At 37.7% G+C, this 14,934-nt stretch carries 11 protein-coding genes; 5 read left to right on the top strand and 6 right to left on the bottom strand.

Annotated elements, in window-relative coordinates; genetic code table 11:
* The first annotated feature begins 45 nt into the window (after positions 1 to 45).
* Both FNLLGLLA_RS06520 and FNLLGLLA_RS06525 read left to right on the top strand, forming a co-directional pair.
* A complete protein-coding gene (locus tag FNLLGLLA_RS06520) occupies positions 46 to 1,641 on the top strand; it encodes a peptide chain release factor 3 (protein ID WP_156697449.1) in 1,596 nt (531 codons plus the stop codon).
* A gap of 445 nt (positions 1,642 to 2,086) precedes the next feature.
* Entirely contained in the window at positions 2,087 to 3,334 is a 1,248-nt protein-coding gene (locus FNLLGLLA_RS06525; RefSeq protein WP_058948409.1) for a sodium/glutamate symporter, read from the top strand.
* Between the two features lie 91 nt (positions 3,335 to 3,425).
* Here FNLLGLLA_RS06525 and rsmA read toward each other — a convergent pair whose 3' ends face one another.
* Together rsmA and rnmV are read right to left on the bottom strand one after the other, a co-directional pair.
* On the bottom strand, positions 3,426 to 4,280 hold the full coding sequence (gene rsmA, locus FNLLGLLA_RS06530) for a 16S rRNA (adenine(1518)-N(6)/adenine(1519)-N(6))-dimethyltransferase RsmA (RefSeq protein ID WP_004697159.1): 855 nt from the start codon (positions 4,278 to 4,280) through the stop codon (positions 3,426 to 3,428).
* 13 nt (positions 4,281 to 4,293) lie between these two features.
* The gene (gene rnmV, locus FNLLGLLA_RS06535) at positions 4,294 to 4,821 is read right to left on the bottom strand and encodes a ribonuclease M5 (protein WP_004697202.1); all 528 of its coding nucleotides are present in this window, start codon (positions 4,819 to 4,821) and stop codon (positions 4,294 to 4,296) included.
* A 106-nt stretch (positions 4,822 to 4,927) separates the two neighbouring features.
* Between rnmV and FNLLGLLA_RS06540 the strand changes: the two genes are divergently transcribed.
* The 3 genes from FNLLGLLA_RS06540 (at position 4,928) to msrB (ending at position 8,180) form a co-directional block, all read left to right on the top strand.
* Positions 4,928 to 5,866 carry a LysR family transcriptional regulator gene (locus tag FNLLGLLA_RS06540; RefSeq protein WP_004697127.1) on the top strand — a complete coding sequence of 313 codons (939 nt, stop codon included), beginning with the start codon at positions 4,928 to 4,930 and terminating at the stop codon, positions 5,864 to 5,866.
* Positions 5,867 to 6,119: 253 nt separating this feature from the next.
* Positions 6,120 to 7,241 carry a 5-methyltetrahydropteroyltriglutamate--homocysteine S-methyltransferase gene (locus tag FNLLGLLA_RS06545; RefSeq protein WP_156697448.1) on the top strand — a complete coding sequence of 374 codons (1,122 nt, stop codon included), beginning with the start codon at positions 6,120 to 6,122 and terminating at the stop codon, positions 7,239 to 7,241.
* The gene (gene msrB, locus FNLLGLLA_RS06550; RefSeq protein ID WP_058948407.1) at positions 7,242 to 8,180 is read left to right on the top strand and encodes a peptide-methionine (R)-S-oxide reductase MsrB; all 939 of its coding nucleotides are present in this window, start codon (positions 7,242 to 7,244) and stop codon (positions 8,178 to 8,180) included. It begins immediately after the preceding gene.
* Between the two features lie 122 nt (positions 8,181 to 8,302).
* Here msrB and FNLLGLLA_RS06555 read toward each other — a convergent pair whose 3' ends face one another.
* From FNLLGLLA_RS06555 to ppx, 4 genes are all read right to left on the bottom strand, one after another.
* Complete coding sequence (locus FNLLGLLA_RS06555) at positions 8,303 to 9,280, bottom strand: 3D domain-containing protein (RefSeq protein WP_004693280.1); 978 nt, start codon at positions 9,278 to 9,280, stop codon at positions 8,303 to 8,305.
* Between the two features lie 425 nt (positions 9,281 to 9,705).
* Entirely contained in the window at positions 9,706 to 11,823 is a 2,118-nt protein-coding gene (ppk1, locus tag FNLLGLLA_RS06560) for a polyphosphate kinase 1 (protein ID WP_156697447.1), read from the bottom strand.
* The gene (locus tag FNLLGLLA_RS06565) at positions 11,813 to 13,378 is read right to left on the bottom strand and encodes a Ppx/GppA phosphatase family protein (RefSeq protein WP_101928137.1); all 1,566 of its coding nucleotides are present in this window, start codon (positions 13,376 to 13,378) and stop codon (positions 11,813 to 11,815) included. The genes ppk1 and FNLLGLLA_RS06565 overlap by 11 nt, the downstream gene beginning before the upstream one ends.
* Positions 13,378 to 14,925 (bottom strand): exopolyphosphatase, encoded by a 1,548-nt coding sequence (ppx, locus tag FNLLGLLA_RS06570; RefSeq protein ID WP_105086592.1) that lies wholly within the window; start codon positions 14,923 to 14,925, stop codon positions 13,378 to 13,380. The genes FNLLGLLA_RS06565 and ppx overlap by 1 nt, the downstream gene beginning before the upstream one ends.
* Positions 14,926 to 14,934: the final 9 nt, after the last annotated feature.

The raw sequence follows: 14,934 nt of genomic DNA on the forward strand, positions 1-14,934 counted from the left end.
CTAAAGATTTATCTGCTTTTACAAACATATTAATAGAGGTGAATCATGACATTTTTAGAAGAAGTACAACGTCGTCGTACGTTTGCTATCATATCTCACCCGGATGCGGGTAAAACAACATTAACGGAAAAATTACTATTATATGGTGGTGCTATTCACTTAGCAGGCTCCGTAAAGTCTCGTAAAACTGCAAAACACGCCGTATCCGACTGGATGGAAATCGAGAAACAACGTGGTATCTCTGTAACGAGTTCCGTATTGCAATTTGACTACGATGGTTGTCGCGTAAACATCCTTGATACTCCTGGTCACCAAGACTTCTCTGAAGATACATACCGCACATTGATGGCTGCTGACAGTGCTGTCATGCTTATCGACGTAGCAAAAGGCGTAGAGGCCCAAACAAAGAAACTATTTGCCGTATCTAAAGAGCGCGGTATTCCTATCTTTACATTTGTAAACAAAATTGACCATTTCGGTCGTAGCCCATTCGATCTAATGGAAGAAATCGAAAATGTTCTCGGTATTCGTACATGTCCTATGAACTGGCCTATCGGTATTAATGGCGAATACAAAGGCGTCTACGACAGAGAACACGAAACTATCGAGCTCTTTGCAAAAGACGAAACTCATGGTCAAGAAAAGTTAGCTTCCGAAAAAGGTTCATTAACAGATCCTCATATGAAAGAGTTATTAGGTGACGATGTATACCAAGCATTACTCGACGATATTGAGTTGCTCGACGTTGCTGGCGATCCATTCGATTTTGATAAGGTTCGTGCTGGTGAATTAACACCTATGTTTTTCGGTTCTGCTATGACGAACTTCGGGGTAAAACCATTCTTAGAAAAATTCTTGGAACTAGCTCCATCCCCTGCTCCACGACAAGCGATAGAGGAAATAGTGCAACCTACTAGTGAAGACTTCTCTGCTCTAGTATTTAAAATCCAAGCTAATATGGACCCAAATCACCATGACCGCATCGTATTTATGCGTATTTGCTCTGGTAAATTCGAAAAAGGTATGTCCGTATTACATCGTCAATCTAATAAAACAATCCGCCTATCTCAGCCTCAACAATTTTTGGCTACGGAACGTACCATCGTAGAAGATGCATACCCTGGCGATATTATCGGTGTCTTTGATGCCGGTACTATGGGCGTAGGAGATACGCTTTGTGCACAAAAGCATAAAGTAACCTTTGGCGACTTCCCTGTCTTTCCTCCTGAGTTTTTTGCTCGTGTATCCCCGAAAGATACTATGAAACGTAAGCAATTCCAAAAGGGTATGACTCAATTGGCTCAAGAAGGGGCTGTTCAAATCTTTGAACAACCAGGTGCCCTTGATTCCTTCGTGGTCGGTGCCGTAGGTATGCTTCAATTTGAAGTTCTTGAGTACCGCCTCAAAAATGAATATGGCGTTGATTTATTAAATCATACATTGCCATATGGTGTAGCCCGTTGGATTGATGGCGAAGTTGATATTGCAGCCTTAAAAGGTATAGATAATGCGATGATTGTAAAAGATAATCGGGATCGCACCGTAGTTCTTATCTCTAACGAATGGCAAATGGGTTGGGTTCAAGAGCGTAATCCGGATGTAACATTCTTAACAACCCCTAAATTACACCATGAGCTATAACTTCTAATTAGCTTATTGCTAGGTATATATATTTTAGTTATATCTTAACATGCATTTATAGAACGAATTTATCGCATTTATAATTTAGAGCCTTACGAAATAACATAAAAATATTAAATTTTAAAACTGGAGTATATTTTATATAATTATAAATATAAAAAATATATTCCAGTTTATTTTTTTATAACAAGAAGGAAAATCACAGATTTAAGTCGAATACATATAGTATGATTATGTACATAAGTAATATATACTATTACTTTTCTATATTTATATGTATAATCATAAAAATAGCTTTATTAATATTATTGTTTTTTTTGTGTTATTATGAGTGTTTAAAGATAAAAATGTAAACTTTTTATACGTTATATATTCTATAGTATTTTTTGACCATTCATGATACCATAAAATTCAGATTTATTTTTTATTTTAAAGGAGTGATTTTATGCCACTTATTGACTTAGCCCTAGTCAACAATGTATGGACCTTAAAACTGTCCATGATTCAAACTGTAGGTCTTGCTGTAATTACCTTATTCATCGGTACTTGGATCAATAAGCATTCCAAGTTCTTACAACGTATGTGTATGCCTGCACCAGCCGTAGGCGCTCTTCCATTTGCATTTTTAACTGCTATTTTGTCTTATTATAAAATCTTAAACATTACCTTTGAAGGTTCCTTGCAAACATTTCTAATGCTTGCCTTCTTTACCACTATCGGTTTAATGGCATCCTTAAAAGTCCTCAAAAAAGGTGGTATCTTCATTATTTTCTTCTTCTTAGCATGTGCAGTGTGGATTGTAGTACAAAATACTGCAGGTATTATGATTGCTAAAGCATTAGGAATTGAGCCAATTATTGGCATCATGGCTGGTTCTGTATCTATGATTGGTGGCCTTGGTACAGCTGGTGCCTTCGGTCCATATTACGAACAATTACTTGGTATCCCTGGTACCGCTTCTGCAGCAGTTGCAGCTGCAACATTTGGCATGGTAGCTGGTACAATCCTCGGTGCGCCTGTAGGTGAACGCATTATTAAAATGCATAAAGTTAAAACACCTTATGAAAATCCTGAGTTAATGGAGGATGAAGGCATCGATATGATCGAAGATCACGTTGAAAGTGGTGGCAAACAGTTCAACTCTCAAGATCTTTTAACAATTTGTATGTGGATTGGCCTTGCATTAGGCATCGGTACCATCGTAAGTGCTGGATTATCTGTTCTTACTCCACTACCTGCATATATTGGTGCTATGATTTGTGCAGCAGTAATTCGTAACTTTGGTGATTTTACTAAAGCATACAAAATCAACGATGCAGCTCTTGATGCGGTATCTAATGTAGCATTATCCTTATTCGTAACAATGGCTATCAACAGCTTGAAATTAGTTCAATTAATTGATCTTGCTTTACCACTCATTACAATCTTAGTTGTACAAATGGCACTTATCTGTGTATTTGCATACCTTATTTACTTCCTCTTTGGTCGCAACTACGATGCAGTTATGCTTGGTGCCGGAGCTATCGGTTTCGGACTGGGTGCTACACCAAACGCATTAGTTAACATGTTATCCTTAGCAAGTAAACACGGCCCATCTCCTCGTGCTTGGCTCGTAGTTTCCTTAGTAGGTGCATTCTTAATTGACTTTGCAAATGCTTTCCTCATTACAACCATGGCTGGTATTCTTTACTAACTAAAAAGGACCCATTCGGGTCCTTTTTTTCATGAAAAAGAGCTTACTGGAATGATATTTTATCAGTCCAATAAGCTCTTTATGTATTATACTATTTGATTAATGCTGCCCATGCGTTGGCTACATCAGCAAATTCTTGAAGTGTAAAGGTCTCACCTCTTCGTTGACCATCAATATTTGCTTTTGCTAATAACTCTTCAATTCTATCTCTTGTTAAACCCGTTGTCTTCATCGTATTAGAGAATGTTTTACGGCGTTGCGCAAAACCAGCTTTCACAACGCGAAAAAATAGTTTCTCATCAATCACATCTACAGGTGGTTTATCACGCAATACGCAACGGATAACAGAACTTGTCACCGCTGGAGCTGGCAAAAAAGATTTAGGCGGTACATCAAGAACAATATCTGGTTCCGTATAATACTGAACAGCAACAGATAATGCGCCATAGTCCTTTGTACCGGGCTTTGCTATCATCCGTAAGGCCACCTCTTTTTGCACCATCACAACTAGACGTTCAATAGGTAATTTACTTTCCAACAAAGACATAATAATAGGTGTTGTAATATAGTATGGCAAATTAGCAACCACTTTAAATGGTTTATGATTCATAATCGTTGGCACATCAAGCTTTAACACATCACCATGAATGATACGTACATTGTCATAAGATGCCAATGTCGTATCTAGTACCTCCAATAAGCGACGATCTAGCTCGATAGCCGTTACATCTGCCCCACTTTGAGCTAAACCTTGTGTCAAGGTACCAATACCAGGGCCGACCTCTAGAACAGGTTCTCCCACGGTTAATTCCGCAGCATGTACAATTTCATCGACTATACCTCGCTTAATAAGGAAGTTTTGTCCTAGCTTTTTGCTCATTTTAATATCAAAGCGCTTACATATATAATGCACAACCTCTGGGCTTGCAATTACTGATTCTAACATCTTAACTCCTATTTTAACAATTTACTGCCTCTTCATAAGCATCTCGGGTTATACCATAATGATTTAAACGGTATAAAAATTGCTTTCCATTACCGTATCCAATACCTAATTTAGCACCAATAACCGCTCGACGAGCTGCACTATCAGGCATACCAGACAATCCGTGACGCACTAAGTCCACCATAGTAAATTCGTTAGATGATTCTAGAGATTCTACGTGTAATGTAGATAGAGCCTTTCTGATTGACTCTGGAGATGCTTGTTCTATGCCAATATCATCATTTGCAAACGCTTCGTCACGAGGCACAAAAGCATGTTGTGCATTAGGGAATTTTTTAGTTAAAACGCGTCGGATTCGCTCCCCTGCTGTATCAGGATCAGTTAATATAATAATGCCACGTTTCTCATAGGCAACGCGAATCATATCGATAACACCTCTTCTGAGGGTAAATCCTTCTGTAGCAATGCAATCAGCGTCTACAGCTTGAGCGATACGTTGTATATCAGATTTTCCTTCTACGACAATGACTTGTTTTAACATATATCCCCCTTTTATTCTATTAATACATTGTAACATATATATAACATTGCTTAAATACTTATAATCGAGTAGTATTAATAGTGTAATATATAAAAGGAGGCCAATTATGACCTTACAACAATTAAAGTATGTCACAACAATTGCCAATATAGGCAGTATTAGTGAGGCAGCCAAGAGATTATTTGTGTCTCAACCGAGTCTCACCAAGGCTATTAAAGAACTAGAGAAAGAAATGGGTATTACCATTTTCGATCGTACTAATAAAGGAATTACCGTATCTAAAGAAGGGGAACGCTTCCTCGGCTATGCGCGCCAAGTGTTAGAACAAGCAGCCCTTTTAGAGGAGCAATATAAGAGCCAAAGCGGTGGTAAAAAACAATTTTCTGTATCTACTCAACATTACTCCTTTGCAGTCAATGCCTTTGTAGAGCTTTTAAAAGGTGCTGAAATCGACCAATACGATGTATCCTTACGAGAAACACAAACCTATGAAATCATCGATGACGTAGCTCATATGAAGAGTGAAATTGGCTTACTCTATTATAATGATTTCAACCGTCCTGTATTAGAAAAATTAATTCACACTAACGAATTAACCTTTACTGAATTATTTACGGCCCATCCTCATATCTTTATTGGTAAAACGCATCCATTAGCCCATAAAGAGGTAGTCTCTATGGACGAATTAGAGGAATATCCATATATTTCCTTTGAGCAAGGCGATCACAACTCCTTCTACTTCTCTGAAGAAATCTTCAGTACCGTAGTGCGCCCAAAACATATCCGTGTTCGCGATAGAGCATCTTTATTTAGCCTATTACTTGGCCTTGATGGATACACTGTATCTAGTGGTGTAATCGATAAAGAGGTAAATGGTGAAAATATCATTTCCGTTCCACTTGCCGAAGAAGGTTTAATGCACATTGGCTACATTACTAATAATAAAATGCAACGCAGCCGTTTAGGTCAAGAATATATCCACGCTCTAGAACAATACGTTAGTAATTACGGTAGACATATTCAATTACCAGAAAACAAAAAATAATTATATATCATATTATTTATAGAGCGATACAACACTATTGTTCAATTTAGATGTATCAGATAATCCATAAAGAAGGCACTCTCTATTTTAGAGAGTGCCTTCTTGGGTATAACTTAAAGCATAAAATCACTCATAGACATAACTTTAAACTATATACAACTCAAATATATTGATATTTTTATATATAATCATACTTAGCTATAATTAACCTATCAAAATTATCGGTTTAATCGTTTATATAAGGAGGATTATTATGTCCAAACATACAGCACCATTCCACTTTGATATCGTAGGTTCCTTCCTACGCCCAGCAGAATTAAAAGAAGCACGCGAAGCTTTTAATAAGGGAAATATTACTCGAGAAGAATTAACAGCCGTTGAAGATCGTCTTATTACAGACCTCATTCAAAAACAGAAAGCAGCTGGCCTACCAGTGATTACAGATGGCGAATTCCGTCGTGCCTATTGGCATCTAGACTTCATGTGGGGCTTTAACGGCGTAAAAGAAATTGAACTGGAACACGGTTACAAATTCGTCGGTCAAGAAACAGCGCCAGGTTCCCTCGCCCTTACTGGTAAAATTAAGGGGACAAACCACCCATTCGTTGAACATTTCAAATTTGTAAAACAATTTGAAGACGAAAATACTACGGCACGTCAAACGATTCCTGCTCCTTCTCAGTTTTTGGCAGAGTTATTCCGTGAAGACAATGGCATTACAACGCGCTCCTTCTATCCAGATTTAGAAGAATTGATTCAAGATATTGCTGCCGCCTATCGCCAAGTAATTAAAGACCTTTACGATGCGGGTTGTCGCAATATTCAATTTGATGATTGTACTTGGGGTATGTGTTGTGACCATGCTTACTGGACAGGTCGTCAAAAGGATAAAAGTGTAACCATTGAAGGTGAAACCGCTAAATATTTACGTTTGAATAACTTAGCTCTTGAAGGTCGCCCTCACGACTTAGCATTTACTACACATGTATGTCGTGGTAACTATAACTCTACATGGGCCGCTAGTGGTGGGTACGAACCTATTGCCCCTATCCTATTTGCCAAGGAAAATGTAGACGCTTATTACCTAGAGTTTGATGATGATCGCTCTGGAGGTTTTGAGCCATTGCGTGAAGTTTCTCCTAATAAGAAAGTTGTATTAGGCCTTATCACATCTAAACGCCCTGAGTTAGAAGATAAAGAAGTCATCAAAGAACGTATCAAAGAAGCAACAAAATATATTCCACTTGAAAGACTTTGCTTATCCCCTCAATGTGGCTTTGCATCCTGTGAAATCGGCAATCAATTGACCGAAGAAGAACAATGGGCTAAACTCGCATTAGTCAAAGAAATAGCTCATGAAGTTTGGGGTGATTAAATGAATGAACATACTATATATTTAGGCGGTGGTTGCTTCTGGGGCCTTCAAGGGTATATCAGAAAGATCTCCGGTGTCCTTTCTACCGAAGTAGGCTATGCCAATGGTCCTACAGAAAATCCAAGTTATGAAGATGTATGCCACAACAGTGGGCACGTAGAAGCGCTCAAGGTCATTTACGATGCTGATATACTATCTTTAGATCACTTAATTCAATATTTTCTACGTGCTATTGATCCCTTTAGTGTCAATAAACAAGGTGGTGACGTAGGCATTCAATATCGTACGGGTATTTATTATACTGATCCAACCGATAAAGCCGTTATTGAAAGTACCTTAGCACGTGCTCAAGCCTTTGAAGGCAAACCATTTGCTATCGAAGTATTACCTTTAGAGAACTACTACTCTGCTGAGGAATACCATCAAGATTACTTAGACAAAAATCCTAATGGCTATTGTCACATTCCATTGGGTCTATCTGATGAACCACTCATCGATGATAATGCATATGCTAAACCTTCCCAGGAAGATTTAAAGGCTTTAGCGCCACAAGAATTTGAAGTAACTCAAAACTCTGCTACAGATGCGCCTTTCAGCCATGAACTAACAGATGAGTTTAAAGCGGGTCTCTACGTAGATATCACCACTGGAGAGCCACTATTTGTATCAGCCCATAAATTCGATTCTCATTGTGGCTGGCCTAGCTTTACTAAACCAATAGCTAAAGATGTTATCAAGTATTACCAAGATAACTCACATGGTATGAATCGCATAGAAGTTCGTAGCCGCATCGGTAATGCTCATTTAGGTCATGTATTTGAAGATGGTCCTAATGGCTCTCTTCGCTACTGTATCAATGGATCATCTTTACGATTTATCCCTAAAGATGAATTAAAAGGTACAAAGTACGAATATCTAATTCCATATATTGAAGACTAAAAAAGGACGCCTTAATCATAAGGCGTCCTTCTACTATATCTATTATAATTGAATATTACTGAGCTAAGTAGGTCCAATAAAAAGAGAATATATCTTATAGATATACCCTCTAAATCATCATATTAGTCCAAAACGTACACTGTAACGTCTTGGCGACCAAAGTCCATAGCCTCCCCATAAGAGTCCATTACAAGGTCGATTTTGTTACCTACTATAGCACCACCTGTATCGGCAGCAATAGCTTCACCGTAACCAGGAATAAATAAACGTGTACCCAATGGAATAACATCTGGGTCTACTGCGGCAATGCCACGTACTGCAGGTAGACCCGTAGCGGTAATACCAGCACCATCACCATCGCCAGCAAGATAAGCAGATGCTTCCATTACGATAGCGCGAGATGCACGTCCTGCTACATTACGAGATGTAGTCACCTCACGAGTGCCCTCTTTAATAATTGTAGGTACCATTGCACGTTGTGTTACTTTAGATACATCATTAGTTTTAATAACTGTACCATTACTATATAGTGTTTCACGTTGTACTCGTTCTAAGCCAGGTTGACCAACTTGAACAACCTCTTCTTCGCCCTTAGCCATAGTATCATCTTTTTGACGAACCACTTCAACAGCAACTTCTTGATCTACTGTAGATAGAGAGCGGCTTGTTACTTGAGCAATTGTTATACGTGTACCACTTAAAACAGATCCATTTTCATCGCCCACTACTACATAGTTAGGTGCTTTGAAACCAAGCTCATTAGCAACACCTTGAGCAGTTGTTTCTGTAGTGAATACAGCTCTTGTTTTACCATTTACAGTTACATAAACTGGAATAGCACGAACAACCGTTAAGGTTGTTCCATTTTGAACTGTAGATGAACTAGAAATAACTTTATCATTTGGATTTAACTTAACCCCAGCATCGCGTACAATGCCTTCGTTAGAATTTAAATGCGTTCTAACAGTGTGTGCTGCACCATCTACCATAACGGTAACGGTTTTATCATTATAAGAAAAACCGGTCATGGTTACAGCTGTTACAATCAATCCGGCAACAACAGACGAAATATATCGCTTGTGTGTCTTATGAATTCTCATGTTGTAATCCCTCCTGTAATGGTATTATTCTACTACAGATAGATACAACCTGTCAAACACCATAAGTTAACAATAAGACGAAACCCTTTATAAATACTGAATTAGTAATAGATTGTATTTTGTATTTTTTAATAAAAGTCCACTGTATGCGTACATATCTATATTTTTAAATACTATACAATATATTCCGAATTGTGTACATATATACAACACTAATACCACATATAGTATATACAGATTTTTTATTACTAAATTTGTATTTTTATGTGTTTTTCAATTGTTACCAATATTTTCTAGAACACTCAAAACTTCATTTTCTCCTCATTTTTAAATGTATAAGAAAGTAAAAAAGCCCATATAATGGGCTTTTTATATGTTATGTAATTGTATTAAAATTCATTACCTAATATATTAAGGTTTTTTCATCATCTATTTATTTTTAACATCGGTTGTAACCGTTCAATGACCGTCATTGACTCTCTGTGTTCATGCTCAATAGCAGTTTTCATTAGCTCCTCTTGAGCAGATATAGGATTCTCTCGATCATTGATTTTATGATACGAACCATCTGCTCTCATAAAATGAGCTTTTAATGTATCATCTAAATATAAATCTAAAATACTTTTTACCCGTTCTTTATGGCGTTTATCTTCAATCGGAATCATAAGCTCTACACGTTCATTCAAATTTCGAGGCATCCAATCTGCACTAGATAGGTACAGACTTTCATTCCCTCCATTACGGAAGTAGAACAAACGATGATGTTCAAGAAAACGCCCCACAATAGAGCGTACTGTGATATTATCACTAACACCGGCAATGCCAGGACGAAGCGTACAAATACCACGCACGATAAGATCGATACGAACTCCAGCAGAAGAAGCTTCATACAACTTAGCAATGACCTTTTTATCGAGCAGAGAATTCATCTTACCAATGATATAGGCTTCTTCCCCATTCTTAGCAAACTCGATTTCACGGTCAATAAGTTCCATAATTTTTTCACGTAAATTTAAAGGCGCTACAATAAACTTATTCCAAATTGGTGGGTCAGAATATCCAGAAATCAAGTTAAAGAAACGTGACGCATCATCACCATACTCATCATTACAAGTAAATATACCACAATCAGTATACATGCGAGCTGTTTTACCATTATAGTTTCCCGTTGCTAGATGGACATACCGCCTAATACCATCCGTTTCCCGGCGTACCACCATAGTAATTTTAGAGTGTGTCTTAAGACCTTTTAAACCATAAATAACATGACATCCCGCTTTTTCGAGTCGACGAGCCATATGAATATTGTTTTCTTCATCAAACCGCGCCTTAACCTCCATAAGGACGGTTACTTGTTTCCCATTATCTGCCGCTTTTATTAAGGACGCAATAATCGGAGAATCCCCACTAACGCGATATAATGTTTGTTTAATGGCCAATACATCAGGATCTATAGCTGCTTGTGCAATAAATTGCTCAACCACTGCAAAAGATTCAAAGGGATGATGAACAAAAAGATCTTGCTTACCAATAATAGAAAATAAGCTATCACCTTCATAATCAACTAATTCACTAGGAATCTTAGGATCAAACGGTTCATATCGGAGCTTATCATAACCTGGATAATTACAGAAATCAAAATACATACGGCAATCCAAATGTCCATCAATGCGATATACGTCCTTTTGCTCTAATTCTACACTTGTAAGGACAAAGTCTAATAAGTGATCCTTTATCTCTCCACAAACTTCAAGACGTACCGCATCACCACGACGGCGACGCCGCAAGGATGCCTCTACTTCAGATAGCAAATCTGTTGCTTCTTCCTCATCTATTTCAAGGTCTGCATCACGAGTAATACGGAAAACCATATAATCTTCAATACCATAACCTTGGAAAAATTGATTTGCATAATAAGTAATGACATCTTCTAGATAAACAAATCGATGTTCCTTATTACCACGGCTTGGAACTTCAATGATTCGATCTAATACAGATGGTATTGGCAAGATAGCAATCTTGTAATCCTTAGTCCCATCCTCTTGTATTTGAAAGATACGTACAATTGCATTAATGGTATGATTTGTTAAAAATGGAAATGGATGCCCCGAGTCAACAGCCAATGGTGTTACTACGGGGTATATATGTTCCTCAAAATAATGGCGTAGCCAAGCTTTTGTTTTTACATCTAGTGTATCAGGATGGGTAAAGAAAAAGCCATGAGCCTCTAGTTCAGTCAGTACATTATTTAAATACGTGCTTTGCATGGAAACAAGACGTTGTACAGATTCATCAATCGCCTTTAATTGTGCTTTTGCATCCATATGGGCTGCATCATATTTAACAATGCCATTCACAACTTGATGACGTAAGCCAGCCACTCGAATCATAAAAAACTCATCTAAATTAGAACTAGCAATAGCAATAAAACGCAACCGCTCCAACAGCGGAGTATTTGGATCTATGGACTCTAATAGTACACGCTGATTAAATTTTAGCCAAGATAATTCACGATTAAAATAATATTTAGCATTACTGAACATGGCGGTCACCTCCTCTTACAAGCATAAGTTCCATACCAAATACTTCTGTAAAATATTCAGCATCTCGATTAAACGTCCACCATTCTAGAGAAATATCCTCATTAGTGCGACAGAATACATACAATACATTATCGCGCTCTTCCAATATAACATCTGAGATTTTTTGGTTACTCCCTGCGTCGAGAGCACAGGCCACACGAATGATAGCTACTAACTTTGTAACCTGAATCTTTTGTAATTCTGTTAAGGAATTAAAATATGTATCATCATCAGATGGAGTTCCCTTATAGTGATAAAATACGACATTTGCAACTACTTGTTTTTCTTCTTCTGAAAGCCCAAAAATATCTGTGCCCATCACAATATGATACGCATGCTCTCCATGGTTTCGTAAATTAACAAACTTGCCTACAGAACACAATATAGCTGCAATGCGGCATAAGTAACCCCACCGCTCCGGTAAACCTTTATGGCGTAATGTTTTACAAAATAAAGAACTGAAACGTTCCACCTCAGCATCATGAATGCTGTCTGTATGATATCTAGCGGCAACAGCACGAGCTAATTGAGCATTTTGCTCACGCAATTGGTACATAAAGGGATTATTTTCCGCCTCAACGCCATAGAACCAGCTTATTCCTTGAGAGAAGGAGAAGCTACTAAAAATCAACGATTTAGGCTCTATAGCTGTTATAATTTCATTAAATAAAATCATAGTAGGCATCAAAATATTCGCCTTATATTCAGGTAGTTTATATCGATTGATCAACTTAGTGGCTGTTACACCATCAAAGGATTTGATGAAGCCCTTAAAACGTTCTGGTTCAATTGTAATAATATCGTCCTTATTACTGCCATCTCCCATGAGACGCGCCATATATTGAGCTTCATCGCCTGATAAAATAACACTATTAATATTGAAGGTCTTAAGCTCCTCCCGTAATGGGCCTATCATGCGATGTAAATACTCGGTAATAGCCATTGGAAACGATGTAGAGGAACGTTGGTTGCGATTAAAAGATTCCATAACACGTAATGACCCGCTATGCATATTGCGCTGGAATAATAAGCTTTCACCACGCCAAACGGTTAAACCTACACCACCAGAAGTAATATCAAGGAATAATGTTGCCTTTGTAGGATCCGTCAAGCGGTACTGATTAGTCATCTTGTAGTATAGTAAGGCATATTTGTAATACACCTCTTTAGGCATGTCGATAACCTCAACACGCATACCTGTTTGAATATAAATTTGGTCCAGAATACTACGACGATTAGCGGCTTCACGTATTACAGTAGTACCATATAATCTAGAGCGACTCACACCGTAATCAGCCATTAATTGTTTATATCCCTTTAATATATGACAAATTTCCTCAATCGTTTCAAAACTTAAACGAGAGGTTTGGAATAATTCTTCCCCAAAGGTTACCTCCCTAGCTGCATAATCTATAACGCGTACATCATCGATGTCCTTGTATTCTAAAATAGTAATACTCATGCTACTGGAGCCTACATGTAGCACTGCATATCGTAACGCTTTTGGTAATGCCATTATGCCTCCTTACGAGCTTCCTTCCACTCTATTTCTAATGTTTTCTTGAATTCTTTTTTAAAAGATTTTCCTAATTTCTCTACAGCCGCTTTTGTGACACTTATATCGCGACCGTTCAAATAGGTTACTACTAATTGTACACTAGTATATTTTAGATTCACGGATAAATGGCGAATGAATTGTTCATGACTTTCATCAAGAGCTTCAGCCAAGGCTAGAATAATAGATATTTTTTGTCCCAACAAACGCTGTTCTTGATCTAACAATTTACCGTATAAGAAGTTTTTATACTCTTTTGGCGTCAAACCATGAGAGTTCATAACAAGGAACGCGCTAAAAGCTTGTTCAATATGGGAAAGCCCATATAAATTACTATTGACAAGCATATAACAGCCATGTCGGGCATGACTATAATAATTAATCCGTTTACCAATATCATGTAATAAGCTAGCCGCAATCAAACAACGTCTTGTATTTTTATCAGCTCTATGAAGTGGTTCTAATTCATCATACAGTTTAATAGCTAAATCTGTAATATATTTAGCATGAACTAACTCATGTTTAGTCATACCTAATAATACATTCTCTGCAGAATGTACTAAAATATCATCAATAATAGAGTTACCACCTAAGTAGTGCGCTCCATAATAGTCGTAAAATAAACCTTCTCGCAAACCACAACCACCAACAACGAGTGTTTTAGTATTTACGTAGTTAAATAATTCTTCTACGATAGTGAGACCTGCAATAATGATATCAGCGCGCTCCGATGATAAACCACTAATCTTTTTGCGCTCCTCTAGAGTTTTGCCTTTTACTTCTTCCAAAATTTCATGGAATCTATGATATGGAATTTCATAATTATGTAGCTTTGTAATAGGATAAGATAACTTGCGTTGATCCATTTTAGCAATATTACGAGCAGTGCCACCGATACCAAGAAGCGGTAATTTCACATTGCGAAGCCATGTATGTTCCTTAATCGTTTTCTTTACAACTTTCGTCAGTTTATCAAGTTCTTTAGGAGTATATTCATCCCCCTTCTGATAGGTGCCTGTTAAGGTAAGGGCCCCTATCGGCAAGCTCACCGATTTTGTAATATGACGATTTCGTACAAGGGTTATCTCGGTACTGGCACCACCTAAATCAAAAATAATAAAATCCTTAAGTCCAATGGTATTGATAACGCCAAGAAACCCCAGGCGAGCCTCTTCTTCACCAGCAATACATTCTAAATCCAAACCCGTTCGTTCTTTTACGGATTTAATAAAAGCATCCCCATTTTTAGCCAAACGTACTGCTGCGGTAGCAACAGCTTTAACCGTATTTGCCTCCATTGCATCAGCCATGTGTACAAAACCTTTTAGAGCACGCAAAGAGCGTTCCATAGCTTCTTTGGTCAGTTCGTGAGTTCCCCACATATTCTCACTGAGACGTACACTTTCTTTCTCTTGATATATCAGTCGATAACTACCAGTCTTAGAAATTTCATATATGACAAAACGAACTGAGTTCGAGCCTAAATCTATAAATGCAATACGTTTCATGTTGCTATC

The sequence above is a fragment of the Veillonella parvula genome (assembly GCF_902810435.1).
Classification (GTDB): domain Bacteria; phylum Bacillota; class Negativicutes; order Veillonellales; family Veillonellaceae; genus Veillonella.